Consider the following 25024-nt stretch of genomic DNA (forward strand, 5'->3'; position numbering starts at 1 on the left):
ATGTGCTAAGATAGGTAATGTAAGAATTTTGACTTTGCGGGTGTCTGAACCTGCGTTTAAGAGGAGTTTGTGATGGCGAAGCAGGCTAAAAAAAGAGGGCAAAAAAATAAGAAAAAGAATCAAAAAATGACCCGTTCTGGTGCAGCCAGTCAGGTCATTGCTTTAGTGACGATTCTGATTCTATCCGTTTTTGCCATTTTCCAGATTGGTTTGTTTGGCGTTTATTTAGCTGACTTTGTCCGGTTCTTCATTGGTAATCTTTATCAAGTGACGTTGGCGGTGGGCATGCTGTATGCTGGCTATTACTTGGTGATGGACAAAGTCTTACCTGTTCCAGGTCGCGTTTATGCTGGTGGTGGCATGCTTTATTTAGCTGCTTTGTTACTGTCGGCCTTGCTTTTTAATACCGGCGCGGATTTGCCCGATGGTAGTCCGCTGTCGCAGGTGACGCGAATCATTGGACAGGAATTGACGAACCAGACTGCTCACACCCCTGTTGGATCGGGAATCATCGGGGCCGCCTTTTACCAGCTTACCAGCACCTTTCTGTCAAACGTTGGGACCATCATCATTATCGTTGTTCTCCTCGTTGCTGGGTTGATTGTGACTTTTAAATTGCCCGCTCGTGATATGGCTCAAAAGTCAGTTCAAAAGGCGCAAGAAAAGGCCGTTGAAATTCGGGAAAAGCAGGAAGCTCGTCGTGATCAGCGGGCGCTGTTGACCAAAAAAGAGCGACAGGATCTAACTGATTTTGGCGATGATCCTTTTGGTGGAGCGAAGACGGAACCAAAATCCATGGTAGAAGATCCTTTTGCGCCGGTTGTGGAGGATGAACCGAAAACGACCGAGCCGGAAGAAACAAAATTGGAAGAGCCGCAAATTAATTGGCAGCAACCAGACGTGGGTAACGAAGAGCCAGTCGTGGATGGAACGCACGGGATTGAGCACGTGCTGCCGAATGTGAATGCTTCCAAACCCTCTAATGAAACAAGTGACCAGAAAACGGCTAGTGGTTTTGATAGCGAACAAGCAAACCTATCCGATGACGATTACCAGTTGCCATCGACTTCTCTGTTGACAAAAACAAAGGCAACGGACCAAACGAAGGAAGCGAAGAGCTTGAACGCTAAATCTCGCTTGGTTCACGATACATTAAAGTCATTCGGGGTGGAGGCCACGGTTTCCTCCGTTTCATTGGGACCAACTGTGACCCAATATGAATTGAAGCCGGGGCAGGGGGTTAAAGTAAACCGAATTGCGAATTTGGCTGATGATTTAGCACTTGCTCTAGCTGCGAAATCCATTCGAATTGAAGCACCAATTCCTGGAAAACCCTATGTTGGAATTGAAGTGCCAAACGATACGCAGGCTGTCGTTGGCTTTCGAGATATGATTGAGCAATCAAACACCTTAAATGAGGGGCTACTAACCGTGCCCCTCGGTCGTGACGTGTCAGGCAAGATTGTCTCCGTTGACCTTGCCGCGATGCCTCACTTATTGATTGCCGGTTCGACGGGTTCTGGTAAGTCGGTTGGATTAAACGGCATCATTGTTTCGCTTTTGTTAAAGGCCAAGCCATCGGAAGTGAAGCTCATGATGGTTGATCCGAAGGTGGTGGAGCTTTCCATTTATAACGGCATCCCTCACTTGCTGACGCCAGTTGTGTCAGACCCTAAAAAAGCTGCTAAATCTCTGAATAAATTGGTCGAGGAGATGGAAAACCGCTATGACTTGCTCGCTCAGTTTGGCAAGCGTAACGTTGGTGAATACAACGCGGCGGTTGAAGAAAACAATGCCCATGCTAAGGAAACGGGAAACGCCTTGATGACCAAATTACCTTACATTGTGGCCGTAGTTGATGAGTTTGCTGATTTGATGGCAACGGTGGGTTCTGAAATTGAAGTTTCCATTGCCCGTCTTGGAGCGAAGGCCCGTGCTGCCGGGATTCACATGATTTTGGCTACCCAGCGTCCGGATGTGAAAGTCATTAACGGAACAATCAAGTCCAATATACCGGGTCGAATTGCCTTTCGGACGGCCTCCGGTATTGACTCTCGAACGATTTTGGACACGAACGGTGCTGAAAAATTGCTCGGTCGGGGTGACATGATTTTTGCACCACCTGGAAAGGCGCATAAGCGTTTGCAGGGGGCTTTCATATCTAACGCTGACGTGACGGCAGTTGTCGACTTTGTTAAGGACGAACAAACGGTCGCTTATGATGATAAGATGACGGTGACGGATGAAGAAATTGCGCAAGACGAAGCAGGCGTTGCTGGTAATTCAGATGATGAGCTCTTTGACGAAGCGTTGGAGTTTGTCATCGACCAACAAAAGGCCTCGACTTCGCTTCTGCAACGACGTTTCCGGATTGGTTATAATCGAGCTGCTCGATTGATTGATGACCTTGAAAATGCTGGTTACATCGGACCAGCAGACGGGGCAAGGCCACGACAAGTCAACGTGGCGAAAAAAACTGAATAGTGATATAAAAACCTCCTTGCTGTATAGCAAGGAGGTTTTTTAGTATTACTGATTTGAAAAAATTGGGCGTAATTGCTTTTTGAACTGCTCGTTAGGGTCGTTCACAAAGTTGGCATAGGCGGCCCAGTAAGCGTCTTCAATGAGCAGTGGCTTGGCGATTTCGTCTGGAACCTGGTTGCTTGGAATGCGACCGTTGGCATCACGTGGCCCTTTGTAGGACTTAGTAAAGTCCTCAAATCGCTTTTCTAAAACAATGGCTTCCGGACCAAACCAGTTATGGGGTTCAGCCGTGAGAAAGGATTCATCAAACTGGTAGGGTGTCCAGATTGGTTGATTGACTGCGACCCGTAGGGGGTGAACAAGTTTTTGCAGTTGAACATGACCAAGGGCAATATCGGCTACGGCTGCCGCCATTGCTGAAGGTAGACCCTCGTCATGGTTTTCTTCGGCGACTAATAGAAAGCTGCCTTGGATAGTTTGATCAACGCTGACGTCTTGACCAACGAGTACTTTGATTAATTCATTTGCTGGAATATTAATTGCTTGCATTTTTGTCTCCTAATCCTGAATATGAATAAATTCAAATTTCTCAACATCGAAGAGACCTTGATCGGTTATTTTTAGACTCGGTATGACAGGGAGTGCCATGAATGAGAGCGTCAAGAAGGGATCAAAAGCCAAATCCGAAATTTTTGAAAAGGCAGTATTTAAAAGATTTTGTTCTGAGATGAGCTCTTCATAGGATTTGTCCGACATTAAGCCACCAATTGCCAGAGGCAGAATGGTGACGAGGCCGTTGTCAACGACCACTTGTCCGCCTCCAACCTTCTTCAGTGTCTGAACAGCGAGCGCCATGTCTTGGTCGTTTTGGCCGGCTACAATGACGTTATGGGAGTCGTGGGCAATTGTTGAGGCAATGGCGCCTTGTTTTAGGTGCAGCCCCTTGATGATACCAACGCCATGACCTAAGTCGTGGTAACGCTCGACTACTGCGATTTTGGCAAATTCTTCGTTTGGTGCAAACTGGCCGTTTTCATCAACTGGCACTTGTTCGATGCTGTGTTTTGTGGTGATGTGGTGCGGTTCAATTTCAATGACGTGGGCGGGCTTGTTAGCATCTAATGGTAATGATAAATCACCTTCGCTAAAGCTAAGGTTAATTTGTTGCCCAGGGAGCCAAAGGACCTCTTCTTTTTTGTCCTCAAAGAACTGACCACTCACCATGGTTTTGACGACTGAAACCTGTTCGGGATTATCTAGAATCAGTAGATCGGCGACAAAACCGGGCGCAATGGCCCCAACGTTTTGGAGATGGTGTGCCTTGGCTGCATTCAACGAAGCCATTGTATAGGCTAACTCTGGCTGCAAGCCTTCATGGATGGCTAAGGCAACGTTAAAGTTAATGGACCCTTCCTCTTGAATGTCTTTTGCGGACTTGTCATCTGTTGCGAAGGAGAAGTGGTTTTGGTTGGCTGCATTGACGGCGGGTAAGAGTGCGCTTTCATCCCGTTCCACGGTACCTTCTCGAATGAAGATGTTCATTCCAGCAGAAATACGGTCTAGCGCTTCTTTAACCGAGGTTGCTTCGTGATCGGTATCAATGCCATAGGCGCGGTAAACGGCTAATTCAGCAGGACCAAGACCAGCCCCGTGACCGTCGACGTGTTTCCCAGCCTTTTGCGCATCACTGATTTTTTGGAGCATGTCTTCGTCATGATTTGCAACCGCAGGATAATCCATCACCTCAGCCAAACCAGCCACTTCCTGGTGTTGGTAGAAGGGTTTTAATGCTTCGGCATCCAAAGTCGCACCGGCGTGTTCGAAGTTTGTAGCAGGTACTGATGACGGTAGCATATAGTGAATATGCAACGGGGTTTTCTTTGCTGAATCGAGCATGTATTGGATGCCTGAAACACCAGCAACGGAAGCAATTTCATGGGGATCGGCGAAAATGCGCGTGACGCCTTGCTTTAATGAAAGTCGACCAAATTCGGATGGTGTTAATAGTGATGATTCAATATGGAGATGGGCATCGATGAGACCCGGTACTAGGTAGCGTCCTGAACAGTCAATCTTATCTTTTGCAACGTATTGTTCCGAGGGACCGACGAAAACCACGCGGTCCTCTTTAATCCAAACGGTCTTCTCTTCGAACTCCTGAGTAAAAACGTTTAAAACGTATCCGGAATGTAGACAATAATCGACAGGGATTGACATGAAATGCTCCTTTTTAATCGGTAAATTTTATTTATTTTAGCATATTTTGCCTTCATTATTCGGTTTTTATTTCATTTTTATGCCTTTTGGCTGTTTTGGCTACCATGGGGTGTTGATGTCTATACCAATCAGCAAATTTTCCTTTTACTTCCCGTGTGACCTTGATAGAATAAGGGCTGTAATAAATTTAAATTAATTAAACCAATTGATATGAAAGTGAGATTCAAACCATGTGTGGAATTGTTGGTGTTACTGGGGTCGGGGATGCACTACCTTACCTCTTGCAAGGATTACAGAAGTTAGAGTACCGTGGCTATGATTCAGCCGGCGTCTACTTGGCTAATCCTTCTGGGCAGGATGCCTTGATCAAAGAAAAGGGCCGGGTGTCCAAGCTAGCTGAAAAAGCCATTGCTGAAACCAAAGGTTTTCAGGCAACGGCGGGAATTGCGCATACTCGTTGGGCCACGCACGGTAACGTGACGGTTGAAAATGCGCACCCTCAAAAATCTGAAGATAACCGTTTCTTCTTGGTTCACAACGGTGTCATTGAAAACTATAAAGAATTGACGGAAACTTATTTGCAGGGTGTTCACTTGGTATCCGAAACGGATACCGAAGTGGCTGTTCAATTAGTAGATAAGTTTTCAAAGGACGGATTGACCACGGCTGAAGCTTTCCGGAAGATGATTTCATTGCTAGATGGTAATTCTGCTTACGGCTTTCTTCTTGTGGATCAAAAAGATCCTGAGACTTTATACGTGGCTAAAAAGAAGTCACCATTGCTGGTTGGTATTTCGGATCACGGGAACGCCGTGACGTCGGATGCGGCTGCAATGATTGATTTGACGAAGGAATTTATTGAGTTGCGGGATGGAGACATGGCCCTCGTTCGTCCCGATTCAGTGACAATTTATGATGCCTCTGGCAAGCAAGTTGAGCGGAAGCCATTTATCCTAGAGATTGATCCTGAAGATACTGATAAGGGTGCTTATCCATACTACATGCTGAAGGAAATCGACGAACAAGCTGTGGTTGCTCGTAAGATTGCTGGGCACTACTTTGATGAAGACGGCAATTTACAGGGGATTCCTTGCGCCGTGACGGACACGATTCAAGAGGCTGACCGTCTTTATATTGTGGCAGCTGGAACTTCTTACCATGCTGGTTTGATTGGTAAGCGCTATTTCGAACAGTGGGCGAAGATTCCGACGGAAGTGCACATTGCTTCTGAATTTGCTTACGACCAACCAATGCTGTCTGAAAAGCCATTTTTCATCTTCCTATCGCAGTCTGGCGAAACGGCCGACTCACGTGAGGTATTGGATAACGTTAAGAAGCAGGGGTATCCAGCCTTGACTTTGGCCAACGTGATGAATTCTACTTTGACCCGTGAAGCTGACTTTGCGCTGCCAGTTTTAGCTGGCCCTGAAATCGCCGTGGCTTCAACGAAGGCTTATACGGCTCAAGTGTTAGTTCAAGCCATTTTGGCGGCAGCACTTGGTAATCCCGGCTTTGATCTGAAGGCCGAACTTGCTAAAGTTGCCGTTGAAATCCAAGCGATTACGGATGAAAAGGAAAGCTTCAAAAAGATTGCTGAAAGCGCATTGAAGGATCAGCAATCGGCCTTTTACATCGGTCGTGGCTTGGACGCCGCTGTTGCGCTAGAAGCCGCTTTGAAGTTGAAGGAAATTTCCTATGTTCAAACGGAAGGCTTTGCCGCTGGGGAGTTGAAGCACGGAACCATTTCTCTGATTGAAGAGGGAACGCCAGTCTTTGCTTTGCTAACGCAAAAGAAGACGGCTGGTTTGCTTCGTGGTGAAGTTGCACAGGTTGCTGCACGTGGTGCCAACACCGTTGTCTTTGCATCCGAGAGCTTGACACAGGATGGGGATGCCTTTGTTTTGCCAGAAGTAAACGAACTTTTGATGCCTATTTTGGCCGTTATTCCAGCCCAACTAGTTGCTTACTATGCTACGTTGGACCGTGGTTTGGACGTCGATCGTCCTCGTAACCTAGCAAAGTCTGTGACGGTGCAATAAGCTTGTTGTAGAGGACTTTTTATTCTTAATAGGTTCAGCATAAAAGCCGGTGAAAATTCACCGGTTTTTTTGTTTGTCTTCTTTAATTCTGGTAAACTAATGAAGAGTATTTTTTCATGTATAGGAGTGACTTTTATGTCGATCTTTTCTGGACTTTTTACACCAAAAAAATCCGAACAAAATAGCCAGCCATCTTCCTTGGATGCTAGTGAATATAAAGTCCCAAAGCACCTGGCCATCATTATGGACGGAAACGGCCGTTGGGCGAAGAAACGCCATCTGCCTCGTGTTGCTGGACACAAGGAAGGGATGGAAACGGTTAAACGAGTCACAAAATTGGCCAATCAAGCCGGCGTGAAAGTGTTAACCGTTTATGCCTTTTCAACAGAGAACTGGTCTCGTCCAGAAGACGAAGTGAAGTTTTTAATGAAGTTACCAGTGACTTTTTTCGATACCTTTGTGCCTGAATTGCTTGAACAAAATGTTCGGGTGGAGACAATCGGGGATATTGACCATTTGCCTGCTGCTACAAGGCAGGCCGTGCTCGATGCAAAGGCGGATACCGCGAAAAACGATGGCCTGATTTTGAACTTTGCTCTGAACTATGGTGGTCAACAAGAAATCGTTGATGCGGCGAAGAAACTCGGTCAGCGGATGCTTGATGGTGAGCTAGCCATCGAACAAATTGATGCGGATACCCTGGCTTCTGAATTAACAACGGCCTTTCTTGGCGACTTAGCCAATCCCGACTTAATCATTCGCACGTCTGGTGAAGAACGTCTTTCGAACTTCTTGCCTTTCCAGGCGGCCTATTCAGAGTTCTATTTTACCGATGTTTTGTGGCCTGATTTTGCTGAAGGTGATTTCAAAGCCGCACTGGCAGCGTATACGAAGCGTGATCGTCGTTTTGGTAAAGTAAAAGCTTAAATTTTGAAAGTGAGAATTTGCAATGCAAACGCGCATTATTACGGCCATTGTGGCCCTCTTGGTTTTTGTTCCCTTGGTAATTATCGGACACATTCCCTTGCTACTGCTCACCATTGCGCTGGGTTGGGTCGCAATGGGGGAAATGCTCCGAATGACAAAGACACTTTTGGTATCTTTTGAGGCAATTCTTTCGTTGACCGGGGTCGTTGCTTTGATTTTGCCACAGCATTTTTGGTTGTGGGTTTCGGATAACTGGCCAATGACGGTTGCTTCGGATACCGTCGTTTACGCCATTGCCTTTTTGTTTTTGTTACGGACAGTTCTTTCCAAAAAGTCCTTTAACATTAACGATGCTGGCGTGCTTTTCCTTTCGATGGTCTATATTGGAACTGGTTTCCATTACTTTTACCTCGCGGATCAGCGTGGGCTTGCCGTGCTTTTCTTCGGAATGTTAACGGTATGGATAACGGATTCCTTTGCCTATTTCTGTGGAAAAGCATTTGGAAAGCACAAGTTAGCCCCCAACATCTCACCTAATAAGACTTGGGAAGGTTCTGTTGGTGGGTCGCTCATTGCGATTGTTGTGATGTCAACGATTTATGGTTTGACTGGTTGGTTGCACCGACCAATTCTTGAAATTATTTTGGCTGTTGCTCTTCTATCACTAGGGGGTCAGTTAGGGGATTTGATCGAGTCTTCCTTCAAACGGCACTTTGGCGTGAAGGATTCGGGCAAAATTTTACCCGGACACGGTGGTATTCTTGATCGATTCGATTCGATGTTGGTTGTGATGCCGTTACTGTCAATTCTTGGCTTTCTTCGTTAAGCCATCGCCAGTTTTTGTAAAGGAGGGGAAAGCACCATGTCGTTGACTGCCATACTAGCTTTTATTGTCGTTTTTGCTTTGCTTGTTTCCTTTCACGAATTTGGTCATTTTATTGTGGCCAAGAAAACGGGCGTGCTCGTTCGAGAATTTGCCATTGGAATGGGACCCAAGCTATTCTCTTGGTATCGAAACAGCACGTCTTATACCATTCGGTTACTACCGGTGGGTGGTTATGTTCGAATGGCTTCGGAAGAAGACCACGCCGAATTAGTGGCCGGTCAACAGGTTTACCTCGAACAGGATCCTGATGGTCTAGTGGTAAACATCGATTGTCAGGCTGACCGGGAGGAAGCGGGTTTTCTGTTTCAAATCGATCAAGCAGACTTGGTTGATGGTTTGGTGTTGACCGGCTACCGGAATGGCAGCAATGTGATGGAAACGTTGTTTGTTGCCCCAACCGCGCTAATAATTGATGACTCCGGTCAAGAAACACGGATTGCGCCACGGTCAAGTTGGATTGAGTCTGCATCAGCCTTGAAACGCCTGGCCATTAACCTTGCTGGGCCAGTGATGAATTTTGTGCTTGCTTTGCTGGCCGCCATGGTTTTGGCCTTTTCCCTAGGTCAGGTTTCAACAAATACACCGGTGTTGGGCCAAGTAGTGGCTCACCAACCAGCGGCTGAAGCTGGTTTAAAAGCAAACGATCGAATCCTTTCGGTTGATGGTCATTCGGTAAAGACCTTTACCGACTTTGCCAGTCGAGTAAACAAAGCTGGTCAAAGTGCGCTGTTCATTTCTTACCAGCGATCCGGCGTCACCAAGTCGGTAAAGGTAACCCCAGAAGCAGTTGCTGTTTCTGGTCAAAAGACCTATCGAATTGGGATTGTGGCGAAGGAAGAAACTGGTTTTACTAACCGTCTTCAGTATGGGTTGACCATGACTGGCTCCTGGTTTACCCAAGTGGGTCGTGGCATTCTTGATTTATTCACATCCACTTTCTCACTCAATAAATTAGGCGGTCCAGTCATGTTAGCCAAAGCAACGTCAACGGCTAGCAATCAAGGATTCTTGACTGTACTGGCCTTACTCGGTTTCTTGTCAGTAAACCTCGGTTTGATTAACCTACTACCGATTCCACCATTGGATGGCGGTAAAGTCTTCTTAGACTTATATGAAACGATTTTCCGTCATCCGTTCCCTAAAGCACTTGCCAATGGGATCATGATGGTTGGGACAGTCGCCTTACTCATTTTAATGGTTTTGGTCACTGCTAAGGATTTGCTGCAATTTTAACTAGAAGGGGAGGCTTCCCCGTACATAACTAAGTCATAGGAAAGAAGGAAATTATGAAACAAACACAGCTCTTTATGCCAACTCTGCGAGAAGTGCCAGCGGATGCCGAGGTCAAGTCGCATCAGTTATTACTAAAAGCAGGGTACATCCGTCCCGTATCTGCTGGGGCTTTTGCCTACTTACCATTGGCTAAGCGTGTCTTGAACAAAGTCGAAAGCATTGTCCGTGAGGAAATGGCTGCCGTGAACGCCAATGAAATGCTGGTTCCCGAAATTTTACCTGCTGAACTCTGGCAACGTTCAGGTCGTTATGCGACATATGGTCAAGATTTGTACAAGTTTAAGAATCGTCAGGATCGCGACTTTATCCTGGGACCAACGCACGAAGAAACGTTTACGGAATTGATTGGGAACGACATCAAATCCTATAAGAAATTGCCATTATTGGTTTACCAAATTCAATCGAAGTTCCGTGACGAAGGACGACCACGTTTTGGTTTGTTGCGAACACGTGAATTTATTATGAAGGATGCGTATTCCTTTACAAGTGACTACGAAGGCCTTGATCGCATCTTTAACCAAATGGAAGCCGCTTACCGTCGGATTTTTGATCGCGTCGGCTTGGACTACCGTGTGATTGTTGGGGATGCAGGTGCCATGGGTGGTTCCGACTCGAAGGAGTTTTCTGCTCCGGCAGCAGCTGGTGAGGATACCATCGTCTATTCAGAGGGTTCGGATTATGCGGCTAACTTGGAGATGGCACAAGACTTTTATGAACGAGTGGACCGTTCTGCTGAACCAAAGCAAGAACTGAAAAAGATTGATACACCAAACGCGAAGACAATTGACGAACTGTCGCAATTGCTTAACCAACCTGCCGACGAACTGGTCAAGACCATTATCGTTCAGGGACCGGAAGGTGAGTTAGCGGCCGTTGTGACGACCGGTGATTTCGAAGTGAACTTGGTCAAGGTGCAAAACTTCTTGGGCTTGCCTGAAGTTGAACTAGCTGACGAAGCAATGGTAAAAGAAAAGCTCGGAGCCTCTTTCGGCTCACTTGGACCGATCGGCCTGCCAGATGATGTTCGACTTTTGGTTGATGAACGAGCGGCTGATTTGGTTAACTTCGCAGCCGGTGCTAATGAAGACGGCAAACACTACATCAACATTAACTGGGATCGTGATGTCGCACTTACGCCTGAACAAGTGGGGGATTTCCGCACGGCTAAAGAAGGTGAACTGGCTGTTGATGGAAGGGGTAAATTAGCCTTTACAAAGGGAATTGAGATTGGTCATATCTTTAAGCTAGGAACCAAGTATTCAGAATCATTGGGTGCCAAAGTCCTTGATCAGAACGGTCGCTCCGTTGATATTATCATGGGAAGTTACGGCATTGGGATTTCTCGTCTTTTGGCTGCTGTTTCGGAACAGAAGGCAGACGATAAGGGCTTGGTCTGGCCAGCATCAATTGCACCATATGATGTTCACATCGTGCCAATTAACCTGAAGGATGATGACCAGGCGGCGTTGGCTGCTGATTTGGACAAGCAGATCCAAGCAGCTGGATACGATGATTTAATTGATGACCGTAAGGAGCGCGCGGGTGTCAAGTTTGCGGATGCTGACTTGATTGGTTTGCCAGTTCGCATTACGGTTGGTAAAAAAGCCAGCGAAGGAATCGTCGAAGTTAATCTCCGTGAAAGTGGCGAAAGCTTTGAAATACCAGCGGCAGACGTGGTTGAACGCCTTGGTGAATGGCTACAAAAGTAATCTTTAAAAGTCGGCGCTTCGTCGGCTTTTTGACTTTTAATCGAGGAAGGTATCATGGCGCTTAGTCAAAGAGAACAATTAGAAAAATTGATGGAACAGGCTCAATTACCTGATAACCTGAAGGCGGTTTTAAACGATGCTTCCTTGTCATCAGTGGTGGTTGATCCGGTAGCCAAGACATGGCGCTTTATCCTAGAAACGGACCGTGTACTGACTTTTGCGGCTTATCTGGCTTTTTATCAGGGATTGGCCGCTAACTTCAAACAGGTTAAGGCGGTCTACTTAAACGTCGAACCAAGGGAAGCTGGCTCTACTGAGGAAGAAGTGCAGGCTTACTTCCACTTTGCCTTAACACAGGGGAACCTGTCATACGCTTTGGTTCAGCAGTTAGCCTCAGCTTCACGAATTGAATTAAAAGATCAGCAGCACGTCGTCATTGCAACGGCCGCACCGACTTTGGCAGGAGCGTTAACAGAGCAAACACTGGCTGATTTATCGAAGAGTTATGCTGATTTTGGCATGTCTGGGTTGCAGTTTTCGGTCGTTGTTGATGAAGATCAACAACAAAAGCTCCAGGAACATTTTGATTCACACCAACAACAGGTTCGCCAAAATATTAACCAAGCCATCGAACGGGCTGAAAAGGCGACGCCTAAAAAAACGGCTGACGGGGTTCCACTTCGTTTGGGAAGAGCAATCAACCCTGATGCCGAAGTTACTCGCCTGGCTGAAATTGACGGGGAAGAAGCAAATGTGCTCATTGAGGGCTATGTGTTTGCTGATGAAGTTCGGGTGCTCCGTTCAAAACGGCAATTGTTAAATTTGAAGATTACCGATTATTCCTCTTCAATTTCGGCCAAAAAGTTCTCAAACAATGAACAGGATGAAGCAGTTTTTGAACAAATTAAAGCTGGTTGCTGGGTTAAGGTTCGTGGGAAAGTCCAAGAAGATACTTATGCACGTGAGCTTGTATTGAATATTTATGACTTACAAGTCGTTGACCATCAGGACCGTCAGGATAGTTATCAGGGTGACGAAAAACGGATCGAACTCCACACCCATACCAACATGACGGGAATGGATGCAGTGACTGACTTTGGTCAAGTGGCCAAGTTGGCGAAGTCCTGGGGACAGGAATCCTTGGCAGTGATGGACAACGGGAACGTCCAAGGTTATCCACAGGCGATTGCAGCTGGTAAGAAAAATGATTTGAAGATCATTTATGGAATGGAAGCGAATGTTGTTGAAGATGGCGATCCCATTGCGTACAACACAAACGATCAGGTCTTAGAAGATTCGTCATTGACCTACGTGGCTTTCGATTTGGAAACAACGGGACTTTCGGCTGTTTCCGATCGAATTATCGAACTTTCGGCCGTGAAAATGCAAATGGGTAACGTGATTGATAAGTTTTCAGAGTATATTAATCCTGGGTTCCCATTATCTGAGTTTACGACCAATCTGACTTCAATTACTGATGCGATGGTGGCCAATGCCAAGCCAGAGCAAACGGTCATTAATCGTTTCCGGGAGTGGATTCAGGGATCGGTATTGATTGGGCACAATGTGACTTTTGATGTTGATTTTATGAACGCTACCTATGCCAGGTATCAAGAGGGGCCAATCAAAGAACCAGTTATTGATACCTTGCCCTTCACTCGTTGGTTATATCCCGATTATAAATCCTACCGTTTGGGGACTTTAGCCAAGAAGTTTGGAATTGAGTTGGAACAGGCTCACCGAGCCATCTATGATGCCGAAACAACTGGTCATTTAGGTTGGAAGCTGATTAAAGAGGCTAAAAAGACTCACGATGTAACGAACTTGGATGAGTTGAATGACCACATGCTGGATGGTGGCGCTTGGCGGCATGGCCGTCCATTCCACGCCTCGTTGTTGGTACAGAACCAAGTTGGGCTGAAGAATCTTTATCGTTTGGTTTCGGAATCAAACGTCTCTTACTTTAATAAAGTCCCAAGAATTCCTCGCTCCGTTTTGGAAAAGTTTCGAGAAGGGCTCATCGTTGGTTCAGGAGACACCGCGGGTGACCTAATCGTGACATTGATTGAAAAGGGTTATGAACTTGCTAAAAAGAAGGCGGCTTTCTATGACTACCTTGAGATTCAGCCCTTGCCAAATTATCAGCCTATGCTGGATAGTGGATTGATTGCAGGACCGAATAAGCTGAAGAAGATTTTGGCCGACATGGTTAAAATTGGTGACGAATTAGGGAAACCCGTGGTAGTAACCGGGGATGTGAAGTACACGAATCCAGAAGATCATATTTACCGTGATATTTTGATTGGTTCTCAACCAGGTAATCCACTGAACCGACAAAAGCTGCCAGAGGTTCACTTCCGAACGACCGCTGACTTGTTAGAGGAATTTGACTTTTTGGGCGAGGAAAAAGCAAAAGCCGTTGTCATTGACAATACCCATGTAGTGGCTGATGAGTTGGATGACATTCAACCTCTGAAGGAAGGTTCCTATCCGCCACAGATTCCAGAAGCCGGGGATGAGCTACGTGAAAAGACGTTGGCGGCGGCCAAGGCAATGTATGGCGATCCGATACCAGAGCCCATCCAGGAACGAATTGACAAAGAGCTGAAGGTCATTATTGGACACGGATTTGCGCCACACTACATGATTTCGCAACGATTGGTGGCGAAGTCCAATAAAGACGGCTACTTGGTTGGTTCCCGTGGATCGGTTGGTTCTTCCTTCGTGGCCACGATGTCTGGGATTACCGAGGTAAATCCATTGCCACCGCACTACCGCTCTGCCCACGGTGACTATTTTGAATTGGCCGATCCTAAGAAGTATGGATCCGGTTATGATTTACCAGATAAAGAGGATCCGAACCATCCAGGTGAGCTACTAATCGGAGACGGTCACAACATTCCCTTTGAAACCTTCATGGGCTTCACGGGAAACAAGGTGCCCGATATCGATTTGAATTTCTCGGGTGATTACCAACCGATTGCTCACGATTACATGAAAGTCATGTTCGGGGTTAAAAAAGTCTTCCGTGCTGGAACCATTGCCACGGTTGCCGAAAAAACCGCTTTTGGTTACGTCAAGGCCTATGAGCGTGATCATGAAAAACAGTACCGTAATGCGGAGGAAGAGCGCTTAGCACAAGGTGTGACTGGCGTTAAGCGAACAACGGGACAGCACCCTGGGGGAATTCTGATTGTTCCTGCCGATTACGATATTTATGACTTTACGCCAGTTCAGTACCCAGCTGATGACCAGAACGCACTTTGGCAAACGACCCACATGGATTACCATTCGATTCACGATAACCTCTTGAAAATGGATATTCTGGGTCATGATGATCCAACGATGGTTCGTACGTTAAAGGATTTATCTGGTATTGATCCAACGACAATCCCGGCAAATGATCCCGGTGTTCTGGCGCTTTTCACATCAACCGAACCACTAGGGGTTACGCCGGATCAAATATATTCCAATACCGGAACGCTCGGTCTGCCAGAGTTTGGAACCGGCTTTGTCCGAAACATGTTGGAAGATACGCAGCCTCATACCTATTCGGAGCTGCTACAGATTTCTGGTCTTTCCCACGGTACGGACGTGTGGCTGGGCAACGCCCATGACTTGGTTGAAAACGGTACGGCGACGATTGCTACGGTGATTGGAACCCGTGATAAAATCATGACGGATTTGATTAACTGGGGCTTGCCTGCCGATGCTGCCTTTAACATCATGGAAAAGGTTCGTAAGGGAAAGGGCATTACGGATGAATACCAGAAGTTAATGCGTGATCATCAAGTGCCGGAATGGTATATTGAGTCCTGTCTCAAAATCAAATACATGTTCCCCCGTGCCCACGCGGCGGCCTATGTCTTAATGGCTTTGCGAATTGCCTACTTTAAGGTCTACTTCCCAGCCATTTACTACGCAACCTACTTCACGGTTCGTGCAAACGCCTTTGATGTGGTGGCCATGGCCCGTGGAAAGGAAGCGGTTAAGGCAGCGATTGCCAAAATTAAAGACCTGGGCAACGAAGCAACGAAGGGCGACCAGGACCTACAGACCGTGCTCGAAATGGCGAATGAGGCACTTGAACGTGGTATTTCCTTTAAGATGGTTGACCTCAATCGTTCAGAAGCAACCGAATGGGTGATTGACGGTAATGAACTGATTCCACCGTTTTCCGTTATTCCGGGCTTGGGGGATAACGTGGCGAACCAAATTGTTGCCTCGCGTGCTGAAAAGCCATTTATTTCAAAGGAAGATTTGAAGAAACGGGGAAAAGTCTCGCAAACCATCATTGATTTCTTGACGCTGCACTCGGTCATTTCAGATTTGCCAGATGAAAACCAATTGTCACTCTTTGACTTTTAAACGGTTAAAGAAACTTGCTGTTTTAGCGTGACCGCTTCATTGGAGCGATTGTCGACCAGCAAGCCAAACTAAAAACTAAAAAGGAGTGGGCGAAAGCCCTCGTAAAATGGAAAATTTTTTCAAATTAAAAGAGAATCAAACGACGGTTAAAAAGGAAGTGATTGCCGGCCTAACGACTTTTGTTTCAATGGCTTACATTTTCTTTTTAAACCCGCAGATTTTATCTCAGGCAGGAATGTCTCAGTTAGCCGTTTTCATTGCCGCCATTATTGTGGCTGTCTTTGGGACGCTTCTGATGGGACTTTATGCCAACGTACCCTTTGCTTTAGCACCCGGTATCGGAATGCAGGCCTATTTCACTTACACCATCGTCTTTGGCTTTGGCTTTAAGTGGCAGCAAGCCCTGGCCATCGTTTTCATGGTCGGCCTCTTAGACATCGTGATTACTTTGACCCATGGTCGTCAGGCTATCGTGAAAGCCATTCCGGAAGAATTGAAGGCCGCCATTGGTGGTGGTTTGGGTGTTTTTGTGACCTATATTGGTCTGAAGAACGCCGGTTTTATTAATTTCGTCGTTTCTGGATCGTCAATCATGACGGTCAATGATAAGCCTTATTCTGGTGGTGCTGTCAAAGGCGCTCTCGATTCGATTCTGGCTTCCGGTTCCGTTACCCCTGAATTAACCCGCTTTACACAGGCATCTGCCTTGTTGGCCTTGATTGGCCTCTTAATTTTGACCTTCTTGGTGATTAAAAAGGTGCCGGCTTCATTCTTGATTACTCTGATTTTAACGACTTTGATTGGAATCCCAATGGGGGTTACGAGTACCCACTTGTCAGCCGCAACGTCATTACCAAACGCCTTTGCTGACTTTACGAATGCCTTTGGGGCCGCCTTTGGTTCAAACGGGATGGGTTCTCTCTGGTCATCTTGGTCAAAGGCTTCGCTTGCCATCGTGACGGTCTTTGCCATGGGCTTGACTGGTTTGTTTGATGCCATCGGGACTTTGATTGGAATCGGGAACCAAACGGGCATCTTCTCAAAGAAGGACCAAGAAGCCTTCGTTGCCGATAATTCCTTCAACTCAAAGATGGACAAGGCCTTGGTTGTTGATACCTTTACGACGACTTTGGCAGGGGCTGTTGGAACGTCAAACACGACAACCTTGATTGAGTCCGCAACCGGTGTTGCCTCAGGTGGACGAACTGGCTTGACCAACGTTGTGACGTCAATTGGGTTCTTGGCCATGCTTGTTTTGTCACCATTGGTCTCCATCGTGCCGACGGCTGCGACGGCGCCAATCTTGATTATGGTCGGAATCATGATGATGGGTGAATTCAAGAAAATTGATTGGTCTGATTTGGCGGTTGCCATTCCGGCCTTCTTCACTTCAATTTTCATGGGCTTCTCCTTCTCCATTTCCTATGGAATCGCTGCTGGATTCATTTTCTACATTCTTGTGAAAGTTGCCCAAGGTAAGTGGAAGGAACTGTCACCCATTCTTTTGATTATCACAGGGTTCTTCTTGGCAAACTTTGTATTGTTGGCCTTTATTTAACTCAGTATTTCCTTAAGAGGAGTGTCATCGTTTGATGACACTCTTTTTTGTCAAAAGGTTCCAAGCAAATTCACCTAGTCTAGTCCAATTTTTGCTATAATAGAGGTATGAAAAAAGGTACAGTAAAAATTTGGCAAAAAGACCGTGGTTACGGTTATATCACTCCGGATGAAAAAGGCGATGACGTTTACGTTCATTTCAACGGAATTGCAGGAGAAGGCTTTAAGTCCTTACATCCTGGTGAACGAGTGCAGTACGTGCTCGTACAGGGAAAGGATAGCTTTCAAGCTGCTCAAGTTTCGCCAATTCAAGAGGAGGCTTAAGCATGGTGGAGAAAGAAACTTGCGTTTCAAACGACATCAAATACGAGGGGCCAATCTTTAAGATTGATTCCCGCCGGGTTAAGTTGTTTGATGGTAGTTTGGCCCAGCGTGACGTGGTTACACGTGGTCCGGCTGTTGGTATTCTCCCTCTCATTGACGAGGACCACGCGGTGTTTGTAAAGCAGTGGCGTGAACCGGTTCAGGACTTTGTTTTAGAAATCCCAGCTGGCAAAGTTGATGCGCGTGATCATGGTGACATTAAAACCGCTTGCCGGGAAGCTGCCATTCGCGAATTAAACGAAGAGATTCGCATTCATCCTGGAAAATTGGAAGCGTTTGCCGATGGGTTTGAGGCGGTTGGCTTCACCGATTCGAAGATTGCCCTCTATGTGGCAACGGAATTGACGCACCTCGATGGCGCCAATCAGCTTCCACGTGATGAAGGAGAATATTTAGATGTTGTGACCATTTCTTATGATGAAATGACGTCTTTATATGAAGCTGGTCAACTAAATGATTTGAAGACAATCACTGCCTATTTCCATTGGACAATTCGGAGATTAAAGAATGGTCAATAGTTTTTTCTCTCGTAGTAAAGAGAGTCGTGAACAAAAAAATCGAGCACGTCAACGTCGACAAGTTGAACGTGAATATGCCAAGGCACATGAGGATGAAATTACCGTTGTTGAGCCAGCAAATCGAGCAGAAATGCGATTGACGCACAAGGGCAAGTTTGAACTTGGCTCAGACGGTCAGCTCACCCAAAAAGGAAAGATGGACCGACTTTCGTGGCGATATAACCGCGGCATGATTTTTGTTGGGGTTGTAACCGTTTTGATGTACGTTCTTTTCTTTGTTTTGCCATAGGAGGCTGTTATGAAAATTGGAATTATTACGCCGATGGCCGAAGAAAAGAAGGCCCTGACTGCGGCCTTAAAGGATGCGGAAACCGTTGCCTTTTCTGATTTGGAAGTTTTAGTTGGCCAATACAATGGCCAGGATGTTTTTTTGGCTGAATCAGGTATCGGTAAAGTGGCCGCAGCCACTGCGACAACCATTCTGACTCAGGTTTTCGATGTCGACCTCGTGATTAATACTGGATCAGCTGGTGCTCTCCAAGAGGGACTTTCGATTGGTGATTTGGTGATTGGTAGTGAGTTGGCTTATTTTGATGCCGATGTGACGGCTTTTGGCTATGATTATGGCCAACTCCCAGCTCAACCTGCTCGTTTTCAAGCTGATTCTTCCCTCGTTTCGGCATTCGAAAAATTAACTGATGCCAAAAAAGGACTGATTGTTACTGGGGACACGTTTGTTCAACAGTCGATGAAGGAAAAGATTTTACAAAACTTTACGGACGCTCAATTAGCTGAAATGGAAGGAGCGGCGGTTGCCCAAGTGGCAACACGCTTTAAAAAGCCATTTATTGTCTTACGTGGGGTGTCGGATCAGGCAGACGGTGAATCGAACATCGACTTCGATGAGTACGTTGTGAAGGCCGGTCAAAAGTCAGCTGAACTCTTATTAGCTTATCTTGACACTATAGATGAATAAGTATACTTATAGGAAAGGGAATTGATTCATGATTTCAGTCTTTAATCCCGCCGCGACGGGTGATGTGTTGATGTTGACTTTTGCACCATCAACTGGACATCAAGAAGTGGACACAAAGGGAAACGTAACGGTGGTAAAAAACCCTGAAAACGGGGATGTCGTTGCCATTAATCTCGCTAATTTAGCTCAGGAATTAGGCTTGTCGACCAATAAGGCCGGTCAAGTATTTTTGACGGAAGAACAGGTTGACTTAATCAATCAAGAATTGGGAAAGGTTGGCATCGATTTCAAAATTAACACTGATCCTTCAAAGTTGGTGATTGGCGTTGTTGAAGAGATGACAGAACATCCTGATTCCGACCATTTGCACGTTACCAAAGTGGATGTTGGGGGAAATGATCGCTTACAGATTGTTTCCGGTTCACCAAACATGGCAACCGGCATTAAGGTGGTGGTTGCTCAACCAGGAGCAATGATGCCTTCCGGTGAAATTATCTGGCCTGGTGCGTTGCGCGGTGTTCCATCTGCCGGTATGATTGTTTCCGGTCGTGAACTACAGTTGGCAGGGGCTCCTGATAAACCAGGTGCTTTGGTCCTACCGGATGATTTTGGTTCAATTGGTGAGGTGTTCGACTTTGATCAGGCGAAAGACCTCTATAATGACGGTCGGATTGATACGAATTATTAAAAAGAGAGACTATGTCAAAGAAATATTATTTCATCGGAATTAAAGGCACGGGTATGGGGCCGTTGGCTCAGATTTTACACGACCAAGGAAATGAGGTTGTGGGTTCTGATATTAGTAAGTTCACTTATACGCAGGCCCCCCTTGAAAAGGCCGGAATCACGATTTTACCTTTTGATGCAAAAAACATTGAGAAGTATCAGGACTACACTTTCGTTCGAGGCAACGCTTTCGAAGATGATCAGGTTGAAGTGAAAGCGGCACTTGATGCTGGTGTCAAAATGATAACCTTCCCTGAGGCCGTGGCGGAACAAATTGCGCAGGCAACGACAATTGCGGTTGCCGGTGCACACGGGAAAACATCGACAACAGGTATGCTGGCCCACGTTATGAAGAATGTGGCACGGACTTCATATCTAATTGGGGATGGTACGGGACACGGTGTTGAAAACTCCGAATTCTTTGTTCTGGAAGCCGATGAGTATCGTCGTCACTTCAAGCCATACCACCCTGACTATGCAATTTTGACGAACATCGATTTCGATCATCCTGATTACTACAAGAATTTAGAGGATGTCTTTTCTGCATTTGAAGACTTTGCGAAGGGCGTTAAGAAGGGGATTGTTGCCTGGGGTGACGACCCATCATTGCAGAAACTTTCAGTGGACGTGCCACTCTATTACTACGGTGATGTTTCAGGTCGTGATGACTTCTTAATCCAAGACGTTGATAAGGAGACGAACGGCTCCACTTTTTCAGTTTCCTTCCGTGGTCAGGATTTGGGACGTTTCTTTATTCCCATCTTTGGACAACACAATATCTTTAACGCGACGGCTGTTATTGCGGTTGCTTACTTAGAAGGACTCGATTTGGATGGTGTTCGTGAACATTTGAAGACGTACCCAGGAGTGAAGCGTCGGTTCTCAGAAAGAAAAGTCGGGGCGGCCACTATCATTGATGACTATGCCCATCATCCAACTGAGATTAAGGCAACACTTGACGCTGCCCGACAGGAACATCCCGATAAAGAAATCGTGGCGGTTTTCCAGCCACATACCTTTACCCGAGTGATTGCCTATAAGGATGAGTTCGCTAAGGCTCTTTCAAAGGCTGATACGGTTTATCTAACCCCAATTTTTGGCTCCGCCCGTGAAGCCAGTGGGACCGTTTCAGCTGAAGATATTGCGAAGGAAATTCCAGGTGGGGCAACGATTATCTCAGAAGATAACTTATCACCACTGTTGGCACATGATGACGCCGTCTTTGTCTTTATGGGGGCAGGGGATATCGAAAAGTATGAATTTGCTTTTGAAAAACTACTCGGGCAGATTCAACCGGACCGTTCATAATTTTTAATGTTAAATTAACGTGTCTAGGTTATAATATTTAAAATTGATTTTAAGTATTTATAGGAGGTATGAAATGAATAACTTTGATTTCAACACACGTCGCGATGTGACGGGTGCTGATAATGGGATGAAGCTTTTCTTTCAACGAGTATACGGCTTTATGGCAATTGCATTAGCGGTTACCGCCGTTTCTGGCTTTGTGGTTCAGAACTTCTTCTTGCCACAGGTTGTGTCGCTTTTTGCTGGTTCATGGATTGGGACTATCGCCGTTGTAGCCGTTGAATTGGTTTTGGTTGCGATGATTCGTGGGGCTTCGTTGCGAAATAATCCTTCAAAAGCCTTTGGTTTGTTAATGGCCTTTGCGGTTGCGCAGGGATTGACACTTGGCATTTTGCTGGCCTACTATACGCAGGCATCTGTTTTAGCAGCCTTTGGTTCGACGGCCGCTCTGTTTGCCGGAATGGCAGCCTACGGTTTCTTTACTAAGAAGTCCTTAGCTGGCATGGGACCCATCTTGTTTGGATTGTTGATTGGATTGGTTGTTGCATCCATCATCAACATCTTTATGGGTTCAACCGGTTTCCAGATGCTGGTGTCGTTTGCTTCTGTGATTATCTTTGCCTTGTACACGGCATATGATAACAACATGTTGCGTCAGAATTACGAACAAATGGCTGGACAGGGAGCAGGTGATGCTCAATTGACTGGAATGGCTGTTATTGGTGCCTTGATGCTCTATCTGGACTTCATTAACATCTTCTATTCATTGCTGCAGCTTTTTGGCAACCAAAGAGATTAAGTTGAATACAAAAGACGCTCGCTTCGGCGAGCTTTTTTTATGCTAAACTACAAGAAGATGAAACAAGGGGAGCAAAATGAGTAAAAAAATTCTACTAATTGACGGTAATTCGTTGGCTTTTCGTGCCTTTTATGCGATGTACCAGCAGCTCGACCGAATGGTAACACCGGAGGGCCTGCATACAAACGCCCTCGTTGCCTTCAATAACTTCTTGGAGTCGATTGTTTTGCCCATGCAACCCGATATGGGGTTAGTGGCTTGGGATGCTCGATCAGGTCGAGAGACTTTTCGTGGGGACTTGTATGCTGATTACAAAGCCGGTCGCGATAAGGCTCCGGCCGAGTTTAAGGAACAGTTTCCGTACCTCCGTGAGATGGTGGAGGCCCACGGTCTCCACAACTATGAACAAGTTGGTCTAGAGGCTGATGACATCATTGGAACGCTTTCGCGGATTGGGCAGGCAGCCGGGGATCAAGTGATTATCATTACTGGTGATCAGGATTTGACTCAGTTAGTGACGGATGATGTGACGGTTAAGCTAACCAAGAAAGGGGTTAGCCAAGTCGAGGTTTACACGCCTGATTTTATTATGAACGAGTTTGGAATTACACCCGAACAAATCATTGATAAAAAAGCATTAACTGGGGATACATCGGATAACTACCCGGGGGTAACCAAGGTCGGTGAAAAAACTGCGCTGAAGTTATTGAAACAGTACCACGATTTGGATAATCTCTATGCCCATGTTGATGAGATGAAACCTTCCAAAATGAAGGAAAACCTAATTAACGATAAGGAACAGGCCTATCGGGCACAGAAGTTGGCGACCATCATTACGGATGCTAAGTTGTCCATTGGATTAAAAGACATTACTTACAATGGTCCTGAGGAAAAGGGATTGGTTAACCTTTTTGAAAAGTTGCACTTTAAGCAGGCACTAAATAAGTTACGCGCCCACACACTTTTTGACGATGTTGGTCAAATTGCCGAAGAATCCGAAAAAAAACAAGGCGACTTTCAAACAGTCCATCCTTTGTCAAAAGCCGCGCTGGAACGGTTAGTTAAGGAAGATTACCTGGCCTTTCATATTGAAACGTCTGGCGAAAATTATCATCAAGCTGATATGCTCGCTTTTTCTATTGGGAATGACGAAGTTGGCTACTATGGTTCCCGCGACTTTACCTTCTTTGATAATGATTTGTTACGGCAAATTGTTGAAGGGAGTCAAACAAAGTTACGGGTCTTTAATGCGAAGGAACACTGGGTACTTCTGCATCGATTAGGACTGACGTTAGGGGCTGTTGATTTTGATTTCTTGTTGGTAGCCTATTTGTTAGACACGGTTGGTAATGATAATGTTTTGTCAACTTTGGCCGGACGTTTTGGACGTTACTTGGCTTCTGATGAGGAAGTTTATGGTAAGGGAGCTAAATTTACCGTTCCCGAAGAAGAAAAAGTCTTGATTGACCACGTTGGGCACAAAGCCGAAACAATTTTTGGTTTGCGTGACCAAGCCTTTTCAGACTTGGATGAGCACGAACAGAGTCATCTATACCGCGACATTGAATTACCTCTTTCCTTTGTTTTAGCAAAGATGGAAGCCCAAGGATTTAAGGTGAACGAAGCCCGTTTAGAGAAGATGGGCCAGGAAATGGACGAGCAGATTGCTTCTCTAAAGCAAGAAATTTACCAAATGGCTGGTGAAGAGTTCAACATTAATTCAACGAAACAACTTGGTACGTTACTTTTTGAAAAAATGGGTTTGCCGGTTATTAAGAAAACCAAGACCGGTTATTCGACTGCGGTTGAAGTTCTTGAGAAGTTGGCCCCAGAAGCACCAATTGTTGAACATATTTTGGCTTATCGTCAATTGGCTAAGTTAAAGTCCACCTATGTCGATGGCTTGTTGTCCGTTGTTAATCCAGCAGATCAAAAAGTCCACACGCGTTTCTTGCAGACATTGACGCAGACTGGCCGACTTTCTTCCGTGGATCCAAACCTCCAAAACATCCCCATGCGAACAGAAGCTGGTCGAAAGATTCGTCACGCCTTTGTTCCATCACACGATGGCTGGCAAATTTTTGGGGCTGACTATTCCCAAATTGAGCTCCGTGTACTGGCTTCCATTACCGGTGATCCGGCTATGGAACACGCCTTTGTTGAAGATGAAGACATTCACGCCGAAACGGCACGTAAGGTCTTTGGGCTACCAGAGGATGCGCCAATTGATCCAGATCAGCGACGGACAGCTAAGGCGGTCAACTTTGGAATTGTCTATGGAATTTCGGATTATGGTCTTTCCAAGAATTTGAACATTCCCCGTAAGGAGGCCAAGTCTTTCATTGAAACTTACTTCAGGGAATTTCCGCGTATTCATCAATGGATGGGACAAATCAAGGAAAGAGCGCACAAGGACGGTTTTGTTGAAACGATTGAGCACCGTCGTCGCTATCTGCCAGACATCAATGCTAAGAATTTTAATACCCGCTCTTTTGCTGAACGAACAGCCATGAATTCGCCCATCCAGGGGTCGGCTGCTGATATTATCAAAATTGCGATGATTAAAGTTAGCCAGGCCATTGAGGCGAAGGGAATGGCGGCTAATATGCTCGTTCAGGTGCATGATGAACTCGTTTTCGAATGCCCTGAAAGCGAACTAGACGAACTACGTGATACCGTGACAAAAGTCATGGATTCAGCCGTTAAGTTGGCTATCCCGCTGAAGGTGGAATCACATTCAGGACCAACTTGGTACGAAGCAAAGTAAGAGGAGTGAAGGAGTCGGTAACGACTCCTTTTTACTAAGAAAAAAGGAACCGGTAACCTTTTGATT

18 protein-coding genes are annotated in these 25024 nt (G+C 46.0%); 16 read left to right on the forward strand and 2 right to left on the reverse strand.

Annotated elements, in window-relative coordinates:
• Positions 1-72: 72 nt before the first annotated feature.
• Positions 73-2484, forward strand: coding sequence for an FtsK/SpoIIIE family DNA translocase (locus ACSYSL_RS00790; RefSeq protein ID WP_491708730.1), 2412 nt, complete (start codon positions 73-75; stop codon positions 2482-2484).
• A 45-nt stretch (positions 2485-2529) separates the two neighbouring features.
• Here the strand turns inward: ACSYSL_RS00790 and ACSYSL_RS00795 are convergent, their stop codons facing one another.
• Together ACSYSL_RS00795 and ade are read right to left on the reverse strand one after the other, a co-directional pair.
• Positions 2530-3033: a hypothetical protein gene (locus ACSYSL_RS00795; RefSeq protein ID WP_010692036.1), complete on the reverse strand. Its 504-nt coding sequence runs from the start codon at positions 3031-3033 to the stop codon at positions 2530-2532.
• 9 nt (positions 3034-3042) lie between these two features.
• On the reverse strand, positions 3043-4701 hold the full coding sequence (ade, locus tag ACSYSL_RS00800) for an adenine deaminase (RefSeq protein ID WP_491708731.1): 1659 nt from the start codon (positions 4699-4701) through the stop codon (positions 3043-3045).
• A 230-nt stretch (positions 4702-4931) separates the two neighbouring features.
• Between ade and glmS the strand changes: the two genes are divergently transcribed.
• The 15 genes from glmS to polA all read left to right on the forward strand — a co-directional run bounded on the left by glmS (position 4932) and on the right by polA (position 24958).
• Positions 4932-6740 (forward strand): glutamine--fructose-6-phosphate transaminase (isomerizing), encoded by a 1809-nt coding sequence (gene glmS, locus ACSYSL_RS00805; protein WP_491708732.1) that lies wholly within the window; start codon positions 4932-4934, stop codon positions 6738-6740.
• A gap of 135 nt (positions 6741-6875) precedes the next feature.
• A complete protein-coding gene (gene uppS / locus ACSYSL_RS00810) occupies positions 6876-7667 on the forward strand; it encodes an undecaprenyl pyrophosphate synthase (protein ID WP_338344687.1) in 792 nt (263 codons plus the stop codon).
• A gap of 22 nt (positions 7668-7689) precedes the next feature.
• Positions 7690-8493, forward strand: coding sequence for a phosphatidate cytidylyltransferase (locus tag ACSYSL_RS00815; protein ID WP_248656954.1), 804 nt, complete (start codon positions 7690-7692; stop codon positions 8491-8493).
• Between the two features lie 36 nt (positions 8494-8529).
• Entirely contained in the window at positions 8530-9786 is a 1257-nt protein-coding gene (locus ACSYSL_RS00820; RefSeq protein WP_491708733.1) for a M50 family metallopeptidase, read from the forward strand.
• 53 nt (positions 9787-9839) lie between these two features.
• Positions 9840-11555, forward strand: coding sequence for a proline--tRNA ligase (locus tag ACSYSL_RS00825; protein ID WP_491708734.1), 1716 nt, complete (start codon positions 9840-9842; stop codon positions 11553-11555).
• A 54-nt stretch (positions 11556-11609) separates the two neighbouring features.
• Positions 11610-15923, forward strand: coding sequence for a PolC-type DNA polymerase III (locus ACSYSL_RS00830; RefSeq protein ID WP_491708735.1), 4314 nt, complete (start codon positions 11610-11612; stop codon positions 15921-15923).
• Between the two features lie 106 nt (positions 15924-16029).
• Entirely contained in the window at positions 16030-17481 is a 1452-nt protein-coding gene (locus ACSYSL_RS00835) for an NCS2 family permease (protein ID WP_010692044.1), read from the forward strand.
• A gap of 107 nt (positions 17482-17588) precedes the next feature.
• Positions 17589-17804: a cold-shock protein gene (locus tag ACSYSL_RS00840; protein WP_010692045.1), complete on the forward strand. Its 216-nt coding sequence runs from the start codon at positions 17589-17591 to the stop codon at positions 17802-17804.
• 2 nt (positions 17805-17806) lie between these two features.
• Entirely contained in the window at positions 17807-18382 is a 576-nt protein-coding gene (locus ACSYSL_RS00845; protein ID WP_338344680.1) for an NUDIX hydrolase, read from the forward strand.
• Positions 18372-18671, forward strand: coding sequence for a membrane protein (locus ACSYSL_RS00850; protein WP_010692047.1), 300 nt, complete (start codon positions 18372-18374; stop codon positions 18669-18671). The genes ACSYSL_RS00845 and ACSYSL_RS00850 overlap by 11 nt, the downstream gene beginning before the upstream one ends.
• A gap of 9 nt (positions 18672-18680) precedes the next feature.
• Positions 18681-19358, forward strand: a complete 678-nt coding sequence (locus ACSYSL_RS00855) for a 5'-methylthioadenosine/adenosylhomocysteine nucleosidase (RefSeq protein WP_491708736.1) — start codon at positions 18681-18683, stop codon at positions 19356-19358.
• Positions 19359-19386: 28 nt separating this feature from the next.
• Positions 19387-20046, forward strand: coding sequence for a YtpR family tRNA-binding protein (ytpR, locus tag ACSYSL_RS00860; protein ID WP_491708737.1), 660 nt, complete (start codon positions 19387-19389; stop codon positions 20044-20046).
• A gap of 11 nt (positions 20047-20057) precedes the next feature.
• Positions 20058-21392 (forward strand): UDP-N-acetylmuramate--L-alanine ligase, encoded by a 1335-nt coding sequence (gene murC, locus ACSYSL_RS00865; protein ID WP_491708738.1) that lies wholly within the window; start codon positions 20058-20060, stop codon positions 21390-21392.
• A 73-nt stretch (positions 21393-21465) separates the two neighbouring features.
• Complete coding sequence (locus ACSYSL_RS00870) at positions 21466-22191, forward strand: Bax inhibitor-1/YccA family protein (RefSeq protein ID WP_010692051.1); 726 nt, start codon at positions 21466-21468, stop codon at positions 22189-22191.
• Between the two features lie 76 nt (positions 22192-22267).
• On the forward strand, positions 22268-24958 hold the full coding sequence (polA, locus tag ACSYSL_RS00875) for a DNA polymerase I (protein WP_491708739.1): 2691 nt from the start codon (positions 22268-22270) through the stop codon (positions 24956-24958).
• Positions 24959-25024 lie beyond the last annotated feature (66 nt).

It is taken from the genome of Fructobacillus sp. ESL1129 (genome assembly GCF_058507945.1).